Source organism: Cryobacterium sp. TS_SC_7 (assembly GCF_056156285.1).
In genome coordinates this window covers 2,851,934-2,871,406 of the sequence record NZ_CM149589.1, presented here as the reverse complement: position 1 = coordinate 2,871,406, position 19,473 = coordinate 2,851,934, and the positions used below count along the sequence as shown (strand labels likewise).

Genomic DNA, 19,473 nt, shown 5'->3' with positions numbered 1-19,473 from the left:
ATGCGTCACCCTTGACGCGCCGTAGCAGGTGGGTGGTACAGTCAGCTGTATCAATCGAATGATACGGCTCGAGGAGTGGAAATGCTCGCAGTGACGATAGCTCCAATTGGCGGGCTTGTCCTTGCCGTGTTGTGGGTCGGCCTTCGCCCCCCGAGAGGCGCGGCTGGCTCGCCTTGGAAGGTACGCGGTTTCACTCTGGTCGGCGTCGGTATCGCACTTTTCGGTGCTCTGATCGTCGAGTTGAGCGGGAATACCGCTTACTCAGCAGTGACTTCTCCTTTGCCGCTGACTTGGGTACCAGGCGATTGGCGGTACGTGGTTCCGCTCATCTCCGGTCTCGCGGGCGTTCTCGTGTTGATGCTGCCGTTGCTCGGCCGCCGGTCGAGAGGGTCTGCGCAGCTCGCGCGGCGGACTGCCTTCAGCTTCGCGGGAGGCAGGTGGCCCGTCTTCGCCGGCGCACTCATGGGGATAGTCGTCATACTCAGTGTTGCGGCCGGATTTGCATCTAGCCCGGACGATGTCGGCCGTTACCGCATGTTCGCGATGGATTCTGGTGCGGCTGAGATTCGCATCCTGATTTATGGCTGGTACTACTCACTCCCGAGCCTTATCGCCATTGCGCTGTTTGCTGGAGCCGCGGCATTCACGCTGAGAGTGATCGCTCATCCGCCGCTGGCTGCCGACACGCACCACGACACCGCAATTCGGAGGGAACGAACGCGGAACGTGATGGGTGTCTTTGCCGGGGGTCTTCTCGTGCATCTTGGCGCTGTACTGACCTTCCTTGCCTATACCGGGACAAGCAATGTCGGAGTATTTCAGGGCGAGGACATCATCCCGATCATCGCGCCGTTTGCTGCGTTCGGCCCGCTGCTCTGGATGCTAGGCGGGGCGGTATCTGTGCTCGGCTTCGCTTGCTGGTTCGAGATCGCGCTCAGCAGTGTGCGGCGTCCCGCGCGTAGACGAGTGAGCGTCTCCTGACATGGAGATCGAACTCCGGGGGTCGACGCCACCCGCTGATCAGATCCGCGAACAGATCAGTGGATTGATAGCGGCAGGGCGAATGGGCGCCAGCGAAAAGCTTCCTTCCGTGCGGCAACTCGCACGTGACCTCGGCGTCGCACCAGGGACCGTTGCCAAGGCATATCGGGCGCTGGAAACGGATGGTTACGTTGAAGCACGTGCGGGTGGCAGCACACGCGTCAGCGCGAAGGCCAGTCCCACTCCTCGACCCGTAATCGAAGCGGCTCGTCACCTATCAGTCATCAGCACGTCTGAGGGCGTTTCCCTGGATGAAGCCATTCGCCTGCTGCGGGTGGTCTGGCCAAACTAGCAACTCCAGCGGCGTTCAATCCCAAAGACGACCGACAACGCATTCCTCACACTGGACGCACTGATGCAAACCATCTCCCGCTGAGGGTTCGCCTTGCAGGACAGTCCGTCCTACAACGCGAACTCGACCGCTAGCTACTGCCTCGGTGTTGGCGCTGGATGGTTCGATAGATGGTGGAGCGGGCAACGTTGAAGAGTTCAGCAAGCTCGGCCGTTGTGCGGGTACCAGCGTTGTAGACCTCCATCAAGTGCTTCTGTTGCGCCGGGGACAGCTTTGGTGGTTTTCCGCGCAACCGGCCATTTGCTTTCGCCACTTGCATGCCCTCTTTCGTTCGAGCACGGATGAGATCTGACTCGAATTCCGCGACCATGGCGAGGACGTTGATGAGGAGCCGGCCGACTGGATCATTCGGATCATGCACGGAGCCGCCGATGCTGAGCTTCACTCCCCTGGCGGTCAGCTCATCGACGATGTCTTTCGCATCCCGGAGCGACCTGACCAGACGATCGAGTTTGGCCACCACGAGTGTGTCCCCGCTCCTGCAGGCAGCTAGCGCTTCTCGTAATCCCGGCCTCGCACGGTTGGTTCCCGTCAAGCCAAGATCGGTGTAGATCAGATTCGATCTAACGCCCAGTCGTTCCAAGGCGTTTTGTTGGGCGGTATGGTCTTGCTCATTTGTGGATACGCGCGCGTACCCGACCAGTAGTTCATCCATGACGGCACACTTCACCTCGACCTACAGGGCCGTCAACGGTTCTCCATTGAGATCGGGACTGGTATGCTTTTACTACTTAGTAAAAGGTGGTGATTGGCATGACAGCAGGTGTTCTTGCTCGTTCCGCCAGGGCTGCGAGCGGACTCACGCAAAGCCAGCTCGCGATTCGCTCAGGGATCGCCGGCTCGTCGCTCTCCCTGATTGAACACGGCAAGCGCGAACCGACGGTCGCCACACTCGAGGCACTGTTGCGAGCGACCCGCCACACGATTGTCACAGTCCCGACGGTACGCAGCGATGCTGCCAGCATCGCCTCGGAGATCGGCGACGCAATCAATAGATCAGATGAAGTCTCGGCGTTCCGGCGATTCCTCCAACTCGCCGACAACCTCGCTTCAGAACGCGGAGCCACCCGAGTCGGACTCGCGTTGAGCGAGCCGTCCCCCACCGGGTCCGAGCGATGGGACGCCGCGATCGCCGCGATTTGCGAATACCGGCTCAAAGCAGACGCCCTGCCCGTTCCGGATTGGGTCACCAGGCAAATTGGACACCCTGACGGCCCCTGGGCACCGCGCACAAGCGACTACGACATCCCGGCAGACCCGACGCGAGTACCCGTCGAGTTCCTCCGCCGCGGCATCCTGATTGAAGCCGAAACCCTGGAAAGCGTCTAATGCCAGGAGATCAACTCGACCGCGACGACCTTATCCGCGGCATCAACGCGGTTATCGCCAAACTCCGCGCGGCCGGCCAGCCTGCAGGCATCCGAATCGTTGGAGGAGCTGCACTCGCTCTTCGGTACTTCGACCGCCGCACAACCGCAGATGTCGATGCGCACCTGCAGCCAGAGCAACCTATCTTGAAGGCAGCAGTTGAAGTCGCCAACGAGAACGGCTGGCCGCAGGACTGGCTCAACAGCAACGCCACAATGTTTCTACCGTCCTACGGGGCTGACCTTGGCTGGGAGGTCCTCTACGCGAACGAGGACATCACGGTGGAAGTGGCCTCGCCCCGGGCACTGCTCGCTATGAAGCTCAACGCATCACGCCCGGGGCGCGACGTGCAGGACATCGCCAACCTGCTCGCGATCTGCGATGTTCGTGAACTCAGTGCGGCCGAGGAATTGCTGAATGACTTCTTCCCGGGAGACGGGCTCCCAGACAAAGCACTGCGCCTCCTCGAACCCATCTTCAAGCAGGGGATCCCCGCAGTCCCAGCATCGCCGCCCCCTCCCCTCCTAGGTACGCGCACCTCACATCGAGCACCTCAACAACAGTCGGGTCCCGCAGAATAGGGGAGCTCCGCGGTTCCCAAATGGCCTTCAGCTGCCAACGCCGACTCGAAGCCATGGCGGCCAATTCTGTGCCCCACGAGGGTCCCTCTTGCGGGCAAATTTTTGTCCAGCTTTCACGAACCACGGGCCAGCGTAATTCCCCGTTACTCTGAGCCCATGAAGAGCAAACCGGATGAACCGGCTATGGCGCGAGCTTCGTTGCGCTGGACGCTGCCGGCTGCCGTGATCGCCGTCGTCTCTATTCTGTTGATCTGGGTAGCCCAATCGCTACCCACTATTTGCCCCGCGATTTACCCCGCTCCGGCAAGCTGCGCTCCTGATGCACGCTCGGGTCCCGCACTTCTTGGCAGCGCCCTCCTCGTTGCCCTGTTTGTGGCGCTGCTGGTCACCGGCGCGGTACTTCAACCCAGACGCCGCGAAAAAGCATTGCGGGTCCTTTTGATCGTGCTTGTCGTGGCTGCCGTCGTCGCGCCTCTATGGACTCTCACCCGTTCCGGCTTCGCACTCGGTTAGCGTTCGAGCTTCGTTTCGCGGTCCGTGGGCGCACCCAGCCCTAGTCCGTTTCGCTAGCACTCTCCCGGCGTCTCTCTGCATCCAGAAGGACTCGCCGACGGCTACTCCCCTGGACCAGCACCAAGCCAGCCGCGAGAACGGAAGCAGCTGAAGTGGCGAGCATAACGGTCAACACCACATCGGGTTTCAAGGTCATCGCCCGTCCGGTCATGGACGTGAATTCGCACTGCAGCCCCAGCGGGATCAACGTGATCCGACCAACGATCGGCTGTCCGGGGTCTACGCTCTCGCGAGACGCCGGGAGTGCGTCCACAAGGCACGAATAGCTTGGATCTCGGACCGCGTAAATCGCCGCAGCTGGCGGCAATGCCATGAAGATGGCCAGCCCGCACAACGCGGTAGCCGCCCATCCCCTCGTTATCATTTGGCCATGCAACCACATCCCAATGCGCACGCCGGGACTTGCTCCTCAAGTCGCGGGAAGCGACCGCACAGGGTTGGCCTGGAAACACCGATGCGAATCAAATGGGGTGCCGTTAACTCTGTCAGAGCACCGCTGCCATGACTCTATTTCCCGATGTAGAGGTTATCCGCCGCCTTCACCCACTCGTCAGTTGCCAAAGTCCTTGAATCTGCAACGAGCTGGGCAGAGCCATGCCCTTGAATGGCCAGCTCCATCGGCAGCCCGCCAGCACACGAGCTTGTCCACACTTCATCCGACGCGTACATGATCATGCAGAAACCCTCGCTCGAAGCGGGTCTCGCTGCGAAGTACTTGTTCCCGTTTTGCTGCAACAGGAGCCGAGTAGTGCTGGCGTCAATGTCACTCCAACTGTCGGCGTACACGATCGCAGGTAGCTGATCAGCGGAAGCTTGTTCGCGGTCGAGAGCACTGATGTGGTCTGACTGTGGAACGCAACCGACCAGAAGTGCGGCGGATGCTGCGATAGTGAGCCCCGTGAAGAAGCAGCGCGTGATCATGTCATACCCCCTGACCACATCTTGCCATCCGGTGCACCGCTGACGGCAGCGGTTTCAGGAACTGATTGGACAACCACGCTCCCGACACCCCAGTAGCCTGGCCCCATCCGAAGTCGCCGCCGAATCGCCGACACAGGTCTCGCAGAGGGTTCGGCTCCGGGCGCTGGGACATGAACTCTGAGACGCACCCAGTCGTCCGACCGGCTGACGTTGAATTCAGAACACATTCGGAATAGACTCGATTCATGGCGCCAATAACACTCACCCCTGCAGAACGACGCGTTGTGCAATCGTCGGAACTGTCCCGTAATTCTGCAGCGGTCTTCGCTGCCGCTGAGGAAGCACCCGTCGAGGTCACTCGGCGCGATGGCGAAACGTTGGTTCTCACCACGAAACGTGAAACGGCTGCCCATGAACGGATCCTCGAGGTCGCCGCACAGCTGATCGCCGTGTCACTGGATGACAGTGGCACGCTAGAGGATCGCCTCGCCCGACCGTTTCCCTGGATCAAGCTACTCAGCGTTCAGGACCAGCGAACCTGCGCACAGGACATCATCGACACGGCTCGCGGTGCATTCGTTGTGAATCAGCCGGGGCGGATACTCACTGAGATCAAGGCGTGGCAGAACACCGCGGAGGCTGTTGCTGCCAACTGGGGACAGGAAGAACCGGATTGGCTCCGTGAACCTGTGGCGGTCAAGAAGCCCCGCGCCTAATGGCCCCAAAGAAGGGGCCCGTCGCTCGCCCCCTCAAATCATCAGAATTCGCCATCGAGCATGTGACGAGTCAAGCCGTGACTGGATGGCGCGACATCGTCGCTACCCAGAAAAGCTCAGCCGCAGACGCCTGGGACCGGCTCACCAAGGCCCCGAACCAGTCGGACCCCAAATGCCACCAGCTCAAGGGCCAACTCGCAACTATTGTTCGTGACGGCGTCGAACACGATCAATGGCAGTACGAACTCTCTGGGGGTGCACGCATTTGGTTCTACATCGAGGGCAAAACAGTGAAGATCGTCAACGTGTTCACGAGGCACCCGAACCAAACGAAGTAGGCGTGAGCGATCGCTAGCGGCCTCGAGCTGTTTGCGATCTCGCCCGTTGAAGGTTCCGCCAACAAGCCTGCGCTAGCGCCCGTAGTGGTATCGACATCCGGCGATACGGACTTCGTCGTTCTCGACCTTGTAGATCAGGCGATGTTCGTCTGTGATCCGACGTGACCAATACCCTTGGAAGCCGTGCTTGAGGGTTTCGGGTTTTCCGATGCCTTCATTGCCGTTGCGAATAACGTCGCTCAGGAGCGTATTGATGCGCTTGAGGATCTTGCGGTCCTGAGTCTGCCACCAGCAGTAGTCGTCCCAGGCATCCTCGTCCCAGATCAACTTCATTCGTCAAGGTCGTGCTGCGTGCCGTGGCCGGCCTCGAGCCGATCGATCGATCCGAGGAGGCGGCGCGCGTTCGCGGGGCTCTTCAGCAGATAGGCAGTTTCCTTGAGCGACTCGTAGTCGTCGAGCGAGACGATGACCACGGGTTCGTGTCCTGCACGAGTGATAACAACTTCTTCTCGGTCATTCACCACTGCTGAGAGCGTCTCGGCGTACTTCGCCCGGGATTCTGAATATGTCATGGTACGCATTGGGATCCCTTCACGTACAGAAAATTGTACGTCACATTGGTTTCGACTACAAGATGCACCCACAGCTCCAGCATCGTCGCGTAAAGGTTCGCGTCGCAGGACAAACCGTCCTGCAGCGCGAACCTTCCTTCCTGTTAGCCATTGGCTCGGTGTTGGCGCTGAATGGTTCGGTAGATGGTGGAGCGGGCGACATTGAAGAGCTCGGCAAGCTCTGCCGTTGTGTGCGTACCAGCGTTATATACCTCCATCAGATGCTTCTGCTGGGCTGGGGAGAGCTTCGGTGGCTTTCCGCGCAAACGGCCTTTCGCTTTCGCCACCTGCATCCCCTCTCGCGTTCGAGCACGGATGAGGTCCGACTCGAATTCCGCGACCATGGCCAGGACGTTGAAGAGAAGCCGGCCGACCGGATCAGTGGGGTCATGCACGGAGCCGCCGATGCTGAGCTTGACTTCCTTGGCGGTCAGTTCATCGACAATGTCTTTTGCATCTCGCAGCGACCTGGCCAGACGATCTAGTTTGGCCACCACGAGCGTGTCCCCACTTCTGCAGGCCGCGAGGGCTTCGCGCAGCCCAGGCCGCGCGCGGTTTGTTCCCGTAAGGCCATGGTCGGTGTAGATCAGGTTCGGTCTAACGCCCAGTCATTCCAAGGCGTTTTGTTGGGCGGTGAGGTCTTGCTCATTTGTGGATACGCGCGCGTACCCAATCAGAAATTCATTCATGACGGCAGAATTCACCTTGACGGGCGGACCCGTCAACCAGAATTCTCCAGCCCCTACAAGGAAATCGCACGTTGACGGCAATAAGACCATCGAATAACTTGACGGCAATAAAAACGTCAAATAATGTGAAGGGAACAAGACCGTCAGGAGGAAACTGTCATGACAGCACGCGGAGAAGTGAAAAGCGCCGAAGCTCTAGGTCGGATGCTGCAGCAAGGCCGCCTTGTCAGCGGCCTGACGCAGCGCGAACTGGCCGACAGACTCGAAACCGACCAGAAATACATCTGGGGTTTGGAATCGGGCAAGAACACGATCATCCTCGAACGCATTTTCGCGATCATGCGGGAAACCGGCGTCCGGATGTACATGGAGATCGACAACTCGCTGAATGAGCCCCTCCACGACAACGCGGAAAACACCAATGGCTGACCTGCGCGTGGAACTCTACGGCGAGCTGGTGGGGCACCTGGTCGGCGCCGAGCGTCGCACCTTTGATTTCATCGCGACGAAGAACGCCATCGAAACATTTGGGCTAGGCAGCACGATTCTCTCCGAGTCGGTTCCATTCGACCTCATCGCCAACCGCAGCAGGGCCGCGCGCCGCCGCAATTTCTTCGCCGAGCTCCTTCCCGAGGGCACCGCTCTCGACAATCTCGCCGCTGAGATCAGAGTCTCCACTGATGACGTCATCCCGCTGCTGGCCCAGTTCGGTCGAGACGTCGCTGGTGCCGTTCAGATCTATGACCCGGATGCGCCGGGCGAGCCACGCAAGCCTGACCTGGCCCAGGTGGACGCGGCCGGGGTTGGCCGGATGCTCGCCAACACGCAGGCCGCCCCTCTCGGAAACCGGCCGAAGTCCGGCCGGACTTCGCTGGCCGGCGTGCAAGACAAGATCGTTCTAGCGCGGAAGGAGAGTCACTGGTTCCAAGTTCTCGAGGGCTATCCGTCCACTCACATCATCAAGCCGCCGTCCATCCGCTATCCGAGCATCACGTTCGACGAGGAGTACGGCTTCCGTGCGGCCAAAGCCGCTGGCCTCACCACATTCGATACATGGATCGAAGACTTCAGCGGGGTCCGCGGCCTCGTGATCGAGCGGTACGACAGGTCACCTGACGCGCCGCAGGGACGCATCCACCAGGAAGATATGAACCAAGCCCTGGGCGCATCGAAGAACGAGAAATACCAGGAGTTCGGTGGGAAAATCTCACTCAAGCGAGTAGCTGATGTCTTGGGGCGCAACGGCGACCGGGCCTCCGTTGACCAGCTCCTTAGACTCCTTACCGTCTCGCAGGCTGTGGGCAACCTCGATATGCACGGCAAGAACATCAGCATGCTCCACCTGCATGACGGCAGCACAAGAATTACCCCGGCATACGATGTTGTGCCGCAAACTCACCTCGACAGCGACGGAAAAATGGCGCTGGCCATCAACCGGAAGTATGTGCACGCTGCAATCACTATCGAGGATCTCATCGCGGAAGGTCAGTCATGGAAAGTGCGGTCACCTCGCGCGATCATCACCTCAGCCCTGGAGGCTGTGGACACGTTCGTCCGCTCGGAGAGCCCCGTCGAGAACGCATACGCCGGGCTTCGGGACGACATTGCCATGTTCACCAGAAATCTGCTTGACGGACGGCCAACCGGTACCAACTAGGTGAACCCCGCCAGGAAGGTAGGCCACCGGCATCTGCAGTACTGCGAATTCCGCCCGGACGCAGATCATACATAGAGTGAAACTATGGGCGAAGAGGCGATTGTCAGAGTGGTGTTATTCGTTACCGTGGTTGGCAGCGGCATTCTTATGCTGTGGATGGCGCAGGCTGCAGCCAGCGGACGTCTTGGACGCAATCAGCTCGCCGGCATACGCCTTCCCGTGACCATGGCAAGCGACAGTGCGTGGCTCGCCGCACATGTGGCGGCGAAACGGCCAACACAATGGGCGGGCTTCTGCTCGATTGCCTCCGCCGTGCCCTCCGTCCTCCCCGTCCCCATGCCGATTGTGCTCACATCGATCCTCATCGGTGCCGCGGGGATGCTCACCTTCGCGCTCTACGGCGCCTCGGTAGGCAGCCGCGCCGCACGCGCTCTCGCCGACGGTGACTAGCACGGGAACAACCTGTGCACCCGGTCCGGCGGATTCGGCTATCGGCGTTCAGTCGGGATGTGAGCACCGTCACGTCAAGCGCGGGCGTAACGCAACGCGAGTTGGCGCAGGGTGGCTTCGATGCCGGCGGCGTTCTTCCGAGGAACTCCGAGCAACTCGAAGACCTTGCCCTGTACGGCGGGGACGGTGCTGTAGTCGAACGTCTCAGTGACGCGCGTAGACGTGGGCGTGAGCGGCGTGAGTTCCCAGCGCCACCGGTGGCCCGCTGGGCTACGCCATTCCACAAGCTGACCGTCCTCGAAGCGCGTCACCGTGCTGCTGATGCGATACCGGACGCCGAACTGCTTCATCGCTACCGAGAATTGTGCGCCCTGGCTGAGCCGCCGCGGCCCCGACACCGTGTCGCCGACGGTGCCCGAGCCGTCCAGCTCACCGTGGCGGTGCGGATCAGCCACCAACGCGAAGACGTCGTCGGACGAAGCCGGCACGTCCACAGCGCGCGCGACTCGGCGCGGTCCTTGCTCAACCTGTTCGACCGTCATGCTCGCTAGCCTAGTTCGTCCGGCTATCGGCACCTCCTGCGGGTGGGACGTCGTCAGCCGGCCCATCGATGGGCGTCGGGTTGGTCCATACCGCCCAGCCAGACAGCCGGCCCGGTCATTCCGGTGCTTCCGTCGCGGCCCGCCACGGCGGCGACCGCGCCGTGGGCGCAGGCTCCCAGACATCCTGTGGAGACGAGGATCCTGGGACCAGCCCTTCACCATTCAGCTGCCGAACCCAGCCGGCGTCACTCACGGCACTGTGGTCGGCCCCGGCAAGTCCGCTGACGAGGTTCGCTGTGAGAAAAGGCGACTTGGTCATGACTTACCAGCGCTGGTAGACCTCAATCAAGAGTTTCTGCTGCCAGTGAGCCCCCACGCGACACCGGACCCACGGCGGGGGTTCGAGGCCAGGTCCAGGCGGAGCGCAGGATGAAGGCCAGGATCAGCACCTCGACTCCGATGGTGAGGCCGTAGTAGAAGGCCCAGTCCCAGGACGCCCCTGCCGCGTTGAACACCATGACGGGGATGTACAGCGTTGCCACGACGAGGTTCGCGGCACGGTTCACCCGGGTGGGCAGCGTCATGGAGAGCACCACCATCAGGGCCGGGATCGCGATGATCACGAAGAAGATAGACATCAATGTCCCGCTGATATCGAAGTCGAAGATGACGCCACCCCGGATTACGTCGATTTCGCCGGGCTGGTAGAGGTGGAAGTAGTCGATGTAGATGACGAGGAACATGAGGCTGGTCCAGGCCGCTGCGAGCTTCGCCTGCACGGGGATCGGCGAGCTGACGAGCCGGTTCGGGGTATTCGTTCGGATGGTACTGGTTCTGGACATGGCGGACCTCCCAGGTTTTTAGAAGAACTTACGACTGTAAGGACTGATCGCCAGAGTAGCCTTACGAGCGTAAGTGCGCAAGGATGGGTGGATGACGCCGCGCACACCGCTGAGCAGGGACAGGGTTATCGGCGCGGCCGCAGCGGTAGCCGACCGCGCGGGTGTTGCGGCTGTGAGCATGCGCAGTGTCGCGAAGGTGCTCGGCGTTGAGGCGATGTCGCTCTACCATCACGTGCCAGGCAAGGAAGCGCTGCTCGACGACCTTGCCGACTGGGTGTTCGAGAGGATCGAGCTGCCCGAGGTCGGTGGAACCTGGCGGGAGGCGCTGACCGCCCGGGCACGATCAGCGCGGTCGGTGCTCACGGCTCATCCGTGGGCGCTGGGGATGATGGAATCGCGCCCTCACCCCGGCCCGGCACTGCTGCAGCACCACGACCGGTTACTGGGCGTGCTGATGACCGACGGCTTCAGCGTCGCGCTCGCGATACACGCGTTCTCCGCCATCGACGCCTACGTGTACGGGTTCGCGCTGACCGAGACGAGCCTGCCGTTTGAACCGGGGGATGGCGCCGAGGAGGCGTTCGCCGTCACGGTCGCGGCGCCGGCGGAGCTGTATCCGCACATTGCGCGCTCGCGCGCCGAGCTGTTCGGCGATGGCGGTTACGCGTTCGCGGACGAGTTCGACTACGGCTTGGAACTGCTGCTGGAGAGCCTGGAACGTCGGGTCGCCGACGCGGGCCCCGCGCTACGCGAGCGTTAGCGCATCCGCAACGAAGCGAGCCACGGGTGTGTGGAGACGAGCAAGGGGACATGCCCGATGGCGGCCACGTTGTGGAGCCCGGAGAGTTGGAGGACTTCGGCCTCGATTGGTTGTCAGCCGGAACGCGAGGTCGACGGTCGCACCTGGGGCGGTTGCATTGAAGTCGTCGACCAGATGGCGATGGCAGACCGACTGCCACCCCGGAGGCAGTGGTCTGTGTCGGCGTGCCCTTCGGCCACACCCGCCCACAGTGGATCCTGCCGTACGGCGGACGAATTCACCTCGACGGTAGCGCACGGACAGTCACCGCTGACTACAGCTGACAGGCCCTTGGCGTGGGATGCGAGAGCACGGCGTGTAATAGGGTTCGAATAACCGGTGACGCATCACTCAACTCACCGCCGTGCCGCCAACGCTGAATTGGAAATCTGATGGCCGACGTTCGGGCACCTGCCAGTCGATCCGAGCGCCTGGACGCGCTCCCGTTCACCCGGGAGCACCGCAGTGTGCTCGTGGGCTCCGGCGTGGGCTGGGCACTGGATGCGATGGACGTTGGACTCATCTCCTTCGTCCTTGCACAACTGGCGGTGCAATGGTCTGCCACCGATATGGAACTGTCCTGGATCGCATCCGCCGGATTCATCGGCATGGCCATTGGGGCGGTTCTCGGCGGTTTGCTAGCCGACCGCATCGGCCGACGCCAAGTCTTCGCGCTCACCCTCCTTGTCTACGGTCTGGCGACAGGAGCGTCGGCCTTGTCCGAGACCGTAGCCGTCCTCATTGCGTGGCGATTCGTCGTGGGGCTCGGGCTCGGCGGAGAGCTTCCCGTCGCCTCGACGCTCGTGAGCGAGTTCGCGCCGCCTCGCATTCGGGGCCGCGTCATCGTCATCCTCGAATCGTTCTGGGCGATCGGCTGGACCCTGTCCGCCGTCATCGGGTTCCTGGTCGTTCCGTCTTCGGCTGACGGATGGCGCTGGGCGCTGGCCGTCGGTGCGGCTCCGGCCGTCTACGCGGTGGTCGTGCGCCTCCGGCTGCCGGAATCGGTTCGCTTCCTCGAGTCGCGTGGCCGCCTCCTCGAAGCGGAGACGACCGTCCGACGCTTCGAAAAGTCCGCCGGGATCACCTCTGGACCCGAGAATCCTGAACCACCCGCGACAACAACTCCACGCGAGGCCCTGTCCGGTTCCCGGACCGGCGTCGCCTCACTCTGGTCACGCGGCCTGCGCCGCCGAACCGGGGCTCTGTGGCTGGTCTGGTTCTGTGTGAACTTCTCGTACTACGGCGCCTTCATCTGGCTTCCGACCATTCTGGTCGCGTCCGGATACTCACTCATCCGCTCCTTCGCGTACACGCTGATCATCACCGTCGCACAGCTGCCGGGCTACGCCGCTTCGGCATTCCTCATCGAGCGGTGGGGCCGGCGCAGGACCCTGGCCGTGTTCCTCGCCGGCTCGGCAGTCTCGGCGGCGCTCTTTGGAGCCGCGGGCGATGCCACCCAGGTGATCGGTGCGGGAATGCTGCTCTCCTTCTTCAATCTCGGTGCGTGGGGAGCGCTGTACGCGGTGACCCCGGAGCTGTATCCCACGCGCATCCGTGCCACCGGGGCCGGCTGGGCAGCCGGCGTCGGACGGATCGCCGCAATCGTGGCCCCACTGTCCGTACCCGTGTTGCGCGAGACGGGCGGGACCCCTCTACTGTTCACGGTCTTCGCACTGTTCTTCGTGGTCGCGGCCCTCGGCGCACTGGGGCTCCCCGAGAAGCGGGGCGAGGCGCTGGAGGACTGAGCCGGCTGCCTCCACCGTTGTGGCGAGCACGGGGCCACCAATGCAGGAACGGACGCCCTCTTCCGAGGAAGAGGGCGTCCGTTTGCGGTCTACAGGTTACTTCTTGCCCTGGGCGCGTCGCTCCGAGCGGTTCGCCGGAGCGGGCTTCGACGCATCGTTACGCTGGCCGAACGCGCCGCGCTGGGGCGGCCCGGCTGCCGCCTCCGCCTCCGCTTCCGTTACCGGAGCGGCGGTGGAGCGGCGGGCGCGGTCCGTGGCGGCCTGCTGGATCTGGCCGCGCTGGTTGCGCACCTCGACTCCGCCCGAATCGCTTGGAGCGGTGTAGCTGAGCTTCTCCTCCGCGGTCGCAGACGGCGCGAGGCCCTTGGCCGCGACAACGGGGCCGTCAACGGCGCCGGGTGCCTGACTGACCTCGACCTCGAGGTTGAACAGGAATCCGACGGTCTCCTCGCGGATCTGACCCATCATCTGCTGGAACATGACGAAACCCTCGCGCTGGTATTCCACCAGGGGGTCGCGCTGGGCCATCGCGCGCAGGCCGATGCCATCCTTCAGGTAGTCCATCTCATAGAGGTGTTCACGCCAACGGCGGTCGATGACCGACAGCACCACTCGGCGTTCGAGCTCGCGCATCGCCGGGGTGCCCAGAGAGTCTTCACGATTCTTGTAGGCGAGCTTGGCATCCGAGACGATCTCGCGGCGCATGAAGTCGCGGTTGATCTTGCCGCGGTTGCCGGCCTCGGCAACGACCTCGTCGATGGTCAGCCCCACCGGGTACATGGTCTTGAGCTCGGTCCACAGGGCATCGAAGTCCCAGTCGTCGCCGTTGCCCTCGCCCGTGTGCACCTCGAGGACCTCATCGATGACGTCTTCGAGAAAGCGCTGCGTGCGTTCGTGCAGGTCGTCGCCCTCCAGGATGTGGCGGCGGTCGCCGTAGATCGCTTCGCGCTGGCGGTTCAGCACATCGTCATACTTGAGCACGTTCTTGCGGATCTCGGCGTTACGGCCCTCGACCTGCGCCTGGGCGCTGCGAATCGCCCGGCTGACGACCTTGGACTCGATGGCCATATCGTCGGGGATGCCCTGGCGGCCCATCAGGCTCTCGGCAGCTCCGGCGTTGAAGAGACGCATCAGGTCGTCGGTCAGGGACAGGTAGAAGCGGCTCTCGCCAGGGTCACCCTGTCGCCCGCTGCGTCCGCGCAGCTGGTTGTCGATCCGGCGGGACTCGTGCCGTTCGGTGCCCAGCACGTAGAGCCCGCCGGCGTCGACGACCTTCGCTGCTTCCACGGCGACCTCTTCCTTGACGGCGTTGAACACGTCGTCCCAGGCGGCTTCGTATTCGTCCGGCGTTTCGACGGGGCTCAGGCCCTTGGCGTTCATCTGCGCCACAGCGAGGAATTCGGCGTTGCCGCCGAGCATCACGTCGGTGCCTCGACCGGCCATGTTGGTGGCGACGGTCACCGACCCCAGACGCCCGGCTTGCGCGACGATGGCGGCTTCCCTCGCGTGGTTCTTGGCGTTGAGCACCTCGTGCCGCACACCCTTCTTCGCGAGCAGGCGCGACAGGTACTCGCTCTTCTCCACACTTGTCGTGCCGACCAGGACCGGCTGGCCCTTCTCGTGCCGGTCGACGATGTCCTCGACGACCTGGCCGAACTTGGCCTCTTCGTTCTTGTAGATGAGGTCGGACTGGTCGAGGCGCTTCATGGGCTTGTTCGTGGGGATGGAAACCACGCCGAGCTTGTAGGTGCTCATGAACTCGGCGGCTTCGGTCTCGGCCGTACCCGTCATGCCCGACAGCTTCGAGTAGAGCCGGAAGTAGTTCTGCAGGGTGACGGTCGCGAGCGTCTGGTTCTCCGCCTTGACGGCGACGCCCTCTTTCGCCTCGATCGCCTGGTGGATGCCCTCGTTGTAGCGGCGGCCCATCAGGATGCGACCGGTGTGCTCGTCGACGATCATGACCTCGCCGTTCATGACGACGTAGTCCTTGTCTTTCTTGAACAGGGCGTTGGCCTTGATCGCATTGTTCAGGAAGGAGATCAGCGGGGTGTTCGCGGACTCATACAGGTTGTCGATGCCGAGGTAGTCCTCGACCTTTTCGATGCCGGGTTCGAGCACACCCACGGTGCGCTTCTTCTCGTCGACCTCGAAGTCGACATCCGGAATGAGCTTGGTCGACAGACTGGCGAATTCGGTGAACCACCGGTTGGCTTCACCGGATGCCGGACCCGAGATGATCAGCGGTGTACGCGCCTCGTCGATCAGGATCGAGTCGACCTCGTCGACGATGGCGAAGTAGTGCCCGCGCTGCACCATGTCAGAGGCCTGCCAGGCCATGTTGTCGCGCAGGTAGTCGAACCCGAACTCGTTGTTGGTGCCGTAGGTGATGTCGGCCAGGTACTGCTCGTGGCGCTGGGCCGGCGTCTGGCCGGACAGGATGCAGCCGGTGGTCATGCCGAGGGCACGGAACACGCGCCCCATCAGCTCACTCTGGTAGCTGGCCAGGTAGTCGTTGACCGTGATGATATGAACGCCACGGCTGGTGATCGCATTCAGGTACGCCGCGGTCGTCGCCACGAGGGTCTTGCCCTCGCCGGTCTTCATCTCGGAGATGTTGCCGAGGTGCAGGGCCGCCCCGCCCATGAGCTGCACGTCGAAGTGGCGCAGACCCAGCGTGCGGGTCGAGGCCTCGCGCACGGCGGCGAACGCCTCGGGCAGCAAGTCGTCCAGCGACTCACCGCCCGAGTAGCGCTCACGCAGCAACACGGTCTCGTTCTTCAGTTCCTCATCGGTGAGGTGGCTGAAGTCGTCCTCCAGCGCATTGGTGGCCTTCGCATACTGCTCGAGACGGCGCAGCAGGCGCCCTTCACCAACACGAAGAACTTTTTCCAGAATTGAGGCCACGAATGCACTCCACTAGTCGTCACGGCGTGTGCACACGCCTGTCGTCGTTGCCGCACGCTCACAGCGTCCGGCATGCGGCAACTATAACAAGGCTAGATGGTCAGTTGCTGCGCTCGCGAGCGGACTGCGCGGCCTCCCCGGGCTCAACGGCGTTCTCGTCCAGTTCGATCACACCGTAGTCCCAGCCCTTGCGCCGGTAGACGACGCTCGGGCGCTTCGTCTCGGCGTCCTGGAACAGGTAGAAGTCGTGGCCGACGAGCTCCATGAAGTAGAGCGCATCGTCGACGGTCATCGGGGCCGCCGCGAACACCTTGCGACGGATGACGACGGGGTTGTACACATCCTCCGGCTCTTCGGCCGCAGGCGTTTCCGACCTCACGACGGGGATCGCACCCGTGCGCACCCGCTCGAGCACCTCGGCGTCGGCCGGCGTGATATCCACCACGCTGAAGTCAACGGATGCCGCGTCATGCAGCGAAATCGGACGGTGGGCACCGCCGCGGTGCAGCTTCTGACGGTCCTTGGCTCGGCGCACACGCTCCAGTAGGCGTCCCAGGGCGACGTCGAACGCCGCGTACTTGTCGGATCCGTCGGCTTCAGCCCGCACGATCGGACCCTTGCCGACCAGGGTCAATTCGACCCGGTCGTTGCCCGTGGCACCGTTCTTCTCGCGGTGACGACTGAGCTTGATCTCGAGAGCCAGCGCCTTGTCGGCGAGACCGGCGACCTTCTCGGCTTTCTCGGTGGCGTACTCCCGGAAACGATCAGTGATCCCTAGGTTTCGTCCAACGATGTTAGTTTCCATGACGACCTCCAGATCTGGCGAACCGCCCGTATCCGGGCGATTATTACGCGCCTTTAGGACCACCGTAGCCGTGCGGGCCGGATAAGTCACAGCCTTTTGTCAATGAGTTTCCGATGAACTCTGGGCGGCCGGGAAACGACGCCGTGTTTCCGCCACTGTGGCAACGCCGACGACTTCGCCGCCCGCATGCAGCACGGCGCGTCGCGCCTCGAGCACGGTGGCGCCGGTCGTCAGGATGTCGTCGACGACCAGGGCTCGGAAACCGTCGAGTCGACGCAGAGCCGTCAGGGAGCCGGCACGGTTCCGACTCCGGTCTTCGAGCCCCAGGCCCACCTGGTCCTGCGTCTCAGCAACCGTCCGGAGTACCCGAGTCGCACGGAGCCCCGCTCGCCTGAGCAGCAGGTCGACCGGGTGGTACCCACGGATGCGCCAGGCCCTCCGGGAGGATGGAACCGTCACCAGGTGGATGCCCGGGCCCCCCGGCTCCGCCCGGGCGAGCGCCGCGGCCACGACGCTGCGCAGCGGTCCGGCGAGCGCGCCGGCGGCATCCGTTCGACCACCGTCTTTGAACGCCCCCAGAACCCGCCTGGCCACGCCCGAGTAGTCCAGGGCCGACAACACCTGGACCCCCGATCGCTCGGAGCTGTGCAACCGGGGCCTGAGCGCGGCCAGGCATGCCTGGCACAGGGCGCGGTCGGGCGCACCGCAGCCGCTGCACTCGGTGGGCATCACCACCGCCCAAGCGTCGAGTGCGGCCCGTGAGAGAGCGTCAGGAGTGCGCATCCAGCCAGCATCGGGCGTAGATCGGCCGGGAGTGGAACCGGGCAGGCATCCGGTGCAGAACCAACACCCGAGGGGACAGTGGAGGAGCTAGCCGCCGATGCCCTGCTGCGTGGCCAGTAGCGCGACTCCGGAGAGGCGTTCCTGCCAGCCGGCTCCACGCTGCACCAGAAGGCCGCCCGTTGAGGAGAGGGCGCGCAGGTCCCGGAGGTTGTTGCTACCCACAATGGTGACACTGTCCGGAGCGGACTCGAGGCGCGTGCTGAGACCTCCCAGTTGCAGGGCCACGATCCGTTCCTCACCCGTGGGCAGCAGGGTCAGCGAGGCCACGGTGAGTTCATCGATCCAGGCCGCGTCCACCGCGACGCCTGCGGTCTGACTCAGCAGCACCGCGTCGCCCAGGGCAACCGGAGTGGTCTTGTCCCGGGCGATCGCGGCGACGACGAACCGGGTGTCGGCGCCGGACTGGAGCAGCGCGATGAGACGGGTGCCATCTCGGGACACGCGCAGGGAGCGAATCGCTGATGCTTCCGGCCAGGGGGTGGGCACTGCGGTCGCATCGCCGTTCGGGCCGTAAACGAACAGTTCCCCCGGGCGGTCGGCGGGGATCGACCAGACGAAGCCGTAGTTGTCGATGGAAGGCCCGATCAGACCCTGCCGGGGATCGAGCAGCACCGGGTCGTCGCCGACGCGCACACCGTAGACACCGGCTTCGGCCAGCACGGCGGCCGCCGTCTGGCCGGGTGAGAGCGTGGCCGAGAACGGGTTCAATTCGGAGACCGAACCGGACAAGCCGGCGATCGGAGTGATCGACGAACCGCTCGCCGCCAGGAAGCCGAACTCGCCCTCCCGCAGCACGAGCGCCCGGGCATCGACGCGGGGGTTCACGGCCGGGGCGTTCGCCGTGAGCTCGCTGATGTCCTGCTGATTGCGATTGATGGTGACGGTCGCGGACAGGCCGGCCGGGAGACTGGTGGACAGCTGGGCCTTCATCCGCTGCAGGGTGACCCGGTCGGCGTTCAAGGCCTCGCTGTTGAGATCGACCTTGGCGTCTCGAGCGATCACCTGCACGGCATCCGCGGTGAGCTTGGTGCCCTCGGGGAAGGCCGTCACGACAGCCCCGCCGAGCCAGGGACTCGGCCCACCGAGCAGACCGTTGACGATCTTGGTCAGGGTGGCACCGCCGCGCGGATACCAGCGCAGGTCGGGCACGAGATAGCTGTATCCCGGGTCGAAGAAGTACAGCGCCTGGGAGGTGAAGACGTCCTGGAAGATATTGCGGTCGATGACGGTTCCGTTGGGGGCCGCGCCGATACGCCACTGACCGCCGACCTTCACGAACTGGTAGCGCAAAGCGACCGCGGTGGGCGACTCGACCTCCCGGTACTCGCCGCGGGCATCCACTTCCGCGACCGGGTTCACCGAGAACTGCATCTGCTCTTCACCGACGGCCACGATGCTGCGCCCGGTGGCGTCGTCGACCGTCACCCCGACATCCGGCTCCCAGGTGTTGCTGAAGCTCGGAGACAGGAATTCCCGGGCGATCGCGTAGTCACTGTCGGGGCTCGTCGCGGCGTCGATGAAGCCGCGCAGGATCGCCTCGGGCGTGGCGTCCTTCTGGGGCCTGGACGGAAGGAAGACGGGTGCCGGGGTGGTGCCGGGCTGCACCGACTGTCCTTCCCGCACTCCCCCGTCACGCGGGATTCCGGAGCATCCGGTCAGTGCCACTGCGAGCGCGACCAGCCCCGCGAACATACGC

General features: G+C 63.5%; 23 protein-coding genes and 1 pseudogene. 13 read left to right on the top strand and 11 right to left on the bottom strand.

Annotated features, from left to right (window positions below; genetic code table 11):
* The first annotated feature begins 81 nt into the window (after positions 1–81).
* Entirely contained in the window at positions 82–981 is a 900-nt protein-coding gene (locus tag AC0J5J_RS13195; protein ID WP_134425859.1) for a hypothetical protein, read from the top strand.
* 1 nt (position 982) lies between these two features.
* Positions 983–1,333, top strand: a complete 351-nt coding sequence (locus AC0J5J_RS13190; RefSeq protein WP_134415634.1) for a GntR family transcriptional regulator — start codon at positions 983–985, stop codon at positions 1,331–1,333.
* A gap of 130 nt (positions 1,334–1,463) precedes the next feature.
* Here AC0J5J_RS13190 and AC0J5J_RS13185 read toward each other — a convergent pair whose 3' ends face one another.
* Positions 1,464–2,048, bottom strand: coding sequence for a recombinase family protein (locus AC0J5J_RS13185; protein WP_474898419.1), 585 nt, complete (start codon positions 2,046–2,048; stop codon positions 1,464–1,466).
* Between the two features lie 86 nt (positions 2,049–2,134).
* Between AC0J5J_RS13185 and AC0J5J_RS13180 the strand changes: the two genes are divergently transcribed.
* The 3 genes from AC0J5J_RS13180 (at position 2,135) to AC0J5J_RS13170 (ending at position 3,855) form a co-directional block, all read left to right on the top strand.
* Complete coding sequence (locus tag AC0J5J_RS13180) at positions 2,135–2,722, top strand: helix-turn-helix domain-containing protein (protein ID WP_474898417.1); 588 nt, start codon at positions 2,135–2,137, stop codon at positions 2,720–2,722.
* A complete protein-coding gene (locus AC0J5J_RS13175; protein ID WP_474898416.1) occupies positions 2,722–3,342 on the top strand; it encodes a DUF6036 family nucleotidyltransferase in 621 nt (206 codons plus the stop codon). Before AC0J5J_RS13180 ends, AC0J5J_RS13175 begins: the two co-directional genes overlap by 1 nt.
* A 156-nt stretch (positions 3,343–3,498) precedes the next feature.
* The gene (locus AC0J5J_RS13170; RefSeq protein ID WP_134425855.1) at positions 3,499–3,855 is read left to right on the top strand and encodes a hypothetical protein; all 357 of its coding nucleotides are present in this window, start codon (positions 3,499–3,501) and stop codon (positions 3,853–3,855) included.
* A gap of 567 nt (positions 3,856–4,422) precedes the next feature.
* Here AC0J5J_RS13170 and AC0J5J_RS13165 read toward each other — a convergent pair.
* On the bottom strand, positions 4,423–4,836 hold the full coding sequence (locus AC0J5J_RS13165) for a hypothetical protein (protein WP_474898414.1): 414 nt from the start codon (positions 4,834–4,836) through the stop codon (positions 4,423–4,425).
* Positions 4,837–5,081: 245 nt separating this feature from the next.
* On the opposite strand from AC0J5J_RS13165, the gene AC0J5J_RS13160 reads away from it, so the two are divergent.
* Both AC0J5J_RS13160 and AC0J5J_RS13155 read left to right on the top strand, forming a co-directional pair.
* Positions 5,082–5,552: a prevent-host-death protein gene (locus AC0J5J_RS13160; protein ID WP_134422679.1), complete on the top strand. Its 471-nt coding sequence runs from the start codon at positions 5,082–5,084 to the stop codon at positions 5,550–5,552.
* Entirely contained in the window at positions 5,552–5,890 is a 339-nt protein-coding gene (locus AC0J5J_RS13155; protein ID WP_134422681.1) for a hypothetical protein, read from the top strand. Before AC0J5J_RS13160 ends, AC0J5J_RS13155 begins: the two co-directional genes overlap by 1 nt.
* Before the next feature lie 72 nt (positions 5,891–5,962).
* On the opposite strand, the gene AC0J5J_RS13150 is transcribed toward AC0J5J_RS13155, so the two are convergent.
* The 3 genes from AC0J5J_RS13150 to AC0J5J_RS13140 all read right to left on the bottom strand — a co-directional run bounded on the left by AC0J5J_RS13150 (position 5,963) and on the right by AC0J5J_RS13140 (position 7,109).
* The gene (locus AC0J5J_RS13150; RefSeq protein WP_134422691.1) at positions 5,963–6,223 is read right to left on the bottom strand and encodes a Txe/YoeB family addiction module toxin; all 261 of its coding nucleotides are present in this window, start codon (positions 6,221–6,223) and stop codon (positions 5,963–5,965) included.
* Positions 6,220–6,471, bottom strand: a complete 252-nt coding sequence (locus tag AC0J5J_RS13145) for a type II toxin-antitoxin system Phd/YefM family antitoxin (protein WP_134422693.1) — start codon at positions 6,469–6,471, stop codon at positions 6,220–6,222. Before AC0J5J_RS13145 ends, AC0J5J_RS13150 begins: the two co-directional genes overlap by 4 nt.
* Before the next feature lie 134 nt (positions 6,472–6,605).
* Entirely contained in the window at positions 6,606–7,109 is a 504-nt protein-coding gene (locus AC0J5J_RS13140; protein ID WP_474900234.1) for a recombinase family protein, read from the bottom strand.
* Positions 7,110–7,349: 240 nt separating this feature from the next.
* On the opposite strand from AC0J5J_RS13140, the gene AC0J5J_RS13135 reads away from it, so the two are divergent.
* From AC0J5J_RS13135 to AC0J5J_RS13125, 3 genes are all read left to right on the top strand, one after another.
* On the top strand, positions 7,350–7,619 hold the full coding sequence (locus tag AC0J5J_RS13135; protein ID WP_134422697.1) for a helix-turn-helix domain-containing protein: 270 nt from the start codon (positions 7,350–7,352) through the stop codon (positions 7,617–7,619).
* On the top strand, positions 7,612–8,847 hold the full coding sequence (locus AC0J5J_RS13130; RefSeq protein WP_134422699.1) for a type II toxin-antitoxin system HipA family toxin: 1,236 nt from the start codon (positions 7,612–7,614) through the stop codon (positions 8,845–8,847). Before AC0J5J_RS13135 ends, AC0J5J_RS13130 begins: the two co-directional genes overlap by 8 nt.
* 84 nt (positions 8,848–8,931) lie before the next feature.
* Positions 8,932–9,297, top strand: coding sequence for an SdpI family protein (locus AC0J5J_RS13125; RefSeq protein ID WP_474898412.1), 366 nt, complete (start codon positions 8,932–8,934; stop codon positions 9,295–9,297).
* A gap of 74 nt (positions 9,298–9,371) precedes the next feature.
* Here AC0J5J_RS13125 and AC0J5J_RS13120 read toward each other — a convergent pair whose 3' ends face one another.
* Entirely contained in the window at positions 9,372–9,839 is a 468-nt protein-coding gene (locus AC0J5J_RS13120) for an SRPBCC family protein (protein ID WP_474898411.1), read from the bottom strand.
* A gap of 341 nt (positions 9,840–10,180) precedes the next feature.
* The gene (locus AC0J5J_RS13115) at positions 10,181–10,681 is read right to left on the bottom strand and encodes a DUF6326 family protein (protein WP_474898409.1); all 501 of its coding nucleotides are present in this window, start codon (positions 10,679–10,681) and stop codon (positions 10,181–10,183) included.
* A gap of 91 nt (positions 10,682–10,772) precedes the next feature.
* On the opposite strand from AC0J5J_RS13115, the gene AC0J5J_RS13110 reads away from it, so the two are divergent.
* From AC0J5J_RS13110 to AC0J5J_RS13100, 3 genes and pseudogenes are all read left to right on the top strand, one after another.
* Positions 10,773–11,441, top strand: a complete 669-nt coding sequence (locus tag AC0J5J_RS13110; RefSeq protein WP_474898407.1) for a TetR/AcrR family transcriptional regulator C-terminal domain-containing protein — start codon at positions 10,773–10,775, stop codon at positions 11,439–11,441.
* 56 nt (positions 11,442–11,497) lie between these two features.
* Positions 11,498–11,764 (top strand): annotated as a pseudogene (locus AC0J5J_RS13105) (hypothetical protein); the annotation flags it as partial.
* A gap of 108 nt (positions 11,765–11,872) precedes the next feature.
* Positions 11,873–13,225, top strand: coding sequence for an MFS transporter (locus AC0J5J_RS13100; RefSeq protein ID WP_134424494.1), 1,353 nt, complete (start codon positions 11,873–11,875; stop codon positions 13,223–13,225).
* 96 nt (positions 13,226–13,321) lie between these two features.
* On the opposite strand, the gene secA is transcribed toward AC0J5J_RS13100, so the two are convergent.
* From secA to AC0J5J_RS13080, 4 genes are all read right to left on the bottom strand, one after another.
* Entirely contained in the window at positions 13,322–16,129 is a 2,808-nt protein-coding gene (gene secA, locus AC0J5J_RS13095; RefSeq protein WP_474898405.1) for a preprotein translocase subunit SecA, read from the bottom strand.
* A gap of 100 nt (positions 16,130–16,229) precedes the next feature.
* Positions 16,230–16,934, bottom strand: coding sequence for a ribosome hibernation-promoting factor, HPF/YfiA family (hpf, locus tag AC0J5J_RS13090; RefSeq protein WP_134424496.1), 705 nt, complete (start codon positions 16,932–16,934; stop codon positions 16,230–16,232).
* 99 nt (positions 16,935–17,033) lie between these two features.
* A complete protein-coding gene (locus AC0J5J_RS13085) occupies positions 17,034–17,717 on the bottom strand; it encodes a ComF family protein (protein WP_474898403.1) in 684 nt (227 codons plus the stop codon).
* Positions 17,718–17,804: 87 nt separating this feature from the next.
* A complete protein-coding gene (locus AC0J5J_RS13080; protein ID WP_474898402.1) occupies positions 17,805–19,469 on the bottom strand; it encodes an LpqB family beta-propeller domain-containing protein in 1,665 nt (554 codons plus the stop codon).
* Positions 19,470–19,473: the final 4 nt, after the last annotated feature.

Excerpts from the sequence above, each read along its gene's own strand:
- AC0J5J_RS13195 (WP_134425859.1), top strand. The coding sequence starts at position 82 with ATGCTCGCAGTGACGATAGCTCCAATTGGCGGGCTTGTCCTTGCCGTG.
- AC0J5J_RS13190 (WP_134415634.1), top strand. The coding sequence starts at position 983 with ATGGAGATCGAACTCCGGGGGTCGACGCCACCCGCTGATCAGATCCGC.
- AC0J5J_RS13185 (WP_474898419.1), bottom strand. The coding sequence starts at position 2,048 with ATGGATGAACTACTGGTCGGGTACGCGCGCGTATCCACAAATGAGCAA.
- AC0J5J_RS13175 (WP_474898416.1), top strand. The coding sequence starts at position 2,722 with ATGCCAGGAGATCAACTCGACCGCGACGACCTTATCCGCGGCATCAAC.
- AC0J5J_RS13170 (WP_134425855.1), top strand. The coding sequence starts at position 3,499 with ATGAAGAGCAAACCGGATGAACCGGCTATGGCGCGAGCTTCGTTGCGC.
- AC0J5J_RS13165 (WP_474898414.1), bottom strand. The coding sequence starts at position 4,836 with ATGATCACGCGCTGCTTCTTCACGGGGCTCACTATCGCAGCATCCGCC.
- AC0J5J_RS13160 (WP_134422679.1), top strand. The coding sequence starts at position 5,082 with ATGGCGCCAATAACACTCACCCCTGCAGAACGACGCGTTGTGCAATCG.
- AC0J5J_RS13155 (WP_134422681.1), top strand. The coding sequence starts at position 5,552 with ATGGCCCCAAAGAAGGGGCCCGTCGCTCGCCCCCTCAAATCATCAGAA.
- AC0J5J_RS13150 (WP_134422691.1), bottom strand. The coding sequence starts at position 6,223 with ATGAAGTTGATCTGGGACGAGGATGCCTGGGACGACTACTGCTGGTGG.
- AC0J5J_RS13145 (WP_134422693.1), bottom strand. The coding sequence starts at position 6,471 with ATGCGTACCATGACATATTCAGAATCCCGGGCGAAGTACGCCGAGACG.
- AC0J5J_RS13135 (WP_134422697.1), top strand. The coding sequence starts at position 7,350 with ATGACAGCACGCGGAGAAGTGAAAAGCGCCGAAGCTCTAGGTCGGATG.
- AC0J5J_RS13130 (WP_134422699.1), top strand. The coding sequence starts at position 7,612 with ATGGCTGACCTGCGCGTGGAACTCTACGGCGAGCTGGTGGGGCACCTG.
- AC0J5J_RS13125 (WP_474898412.1), top strand. The coding sequence starts at position 8,932 with ATGGGCGAAGAGGCGATTGTCAGAGTGGTGTTATTCGTTACCGTGGTT.
- AC0J5J_RS13120 (WP_474898411.1), bottom strand. The coding sequence starts at position 9,839 with ATGACGGTCGAACAGGTTGAGCAAGGACCGCGCCGAGTCGCGCGCGCT.
- AC0J5J_RS13115 (WP_474898409.1), bottom strand. The coding sequence starts at position 10,681 with ATGTCCAGAACCAGTACCATCCGAACGAATACCCCGAACCGGCTCGTC.
- AC0J5J_RS13110 (WP_474898407.1), top strand. The coding sequence starts at position 10,773 with ATGACGCCGCGCACACCGCTGAGCAGGGACAGGGTTATCGGCGCGGCC.
- AC0J5J_RS13100 (WP_134424494.1), top strand. The coding sequence starts at position 11,873 with ATGGCCGACGTTCGGGCACCTGCCAGTCGATCCGAGCGCCTGGACGCG.
- hpf (WP_134424496.1), bottom strand. The coding sequence starts at position 16,934 with ATGGAAACTAACATCGTTGGACGAAACCTAGGGATCACTGATCGTTTC.
- AC0J5J_RS13085 (WP_474898403.1), bottom strand. The coding sequence starts at position 17,717 with ATGCGCACTCCTGACGCTCTCTCACGGGCCGCACTCGACGCTTGGGCG.
- AC0J5J_RS13080 (WP_474898402.1), bottom strand. The coding sequence starts at position 19,469 with ATGTTCGCGGGGCTGGTCGCGCTCGCAGTGGCACTGACCGGATGCTCC.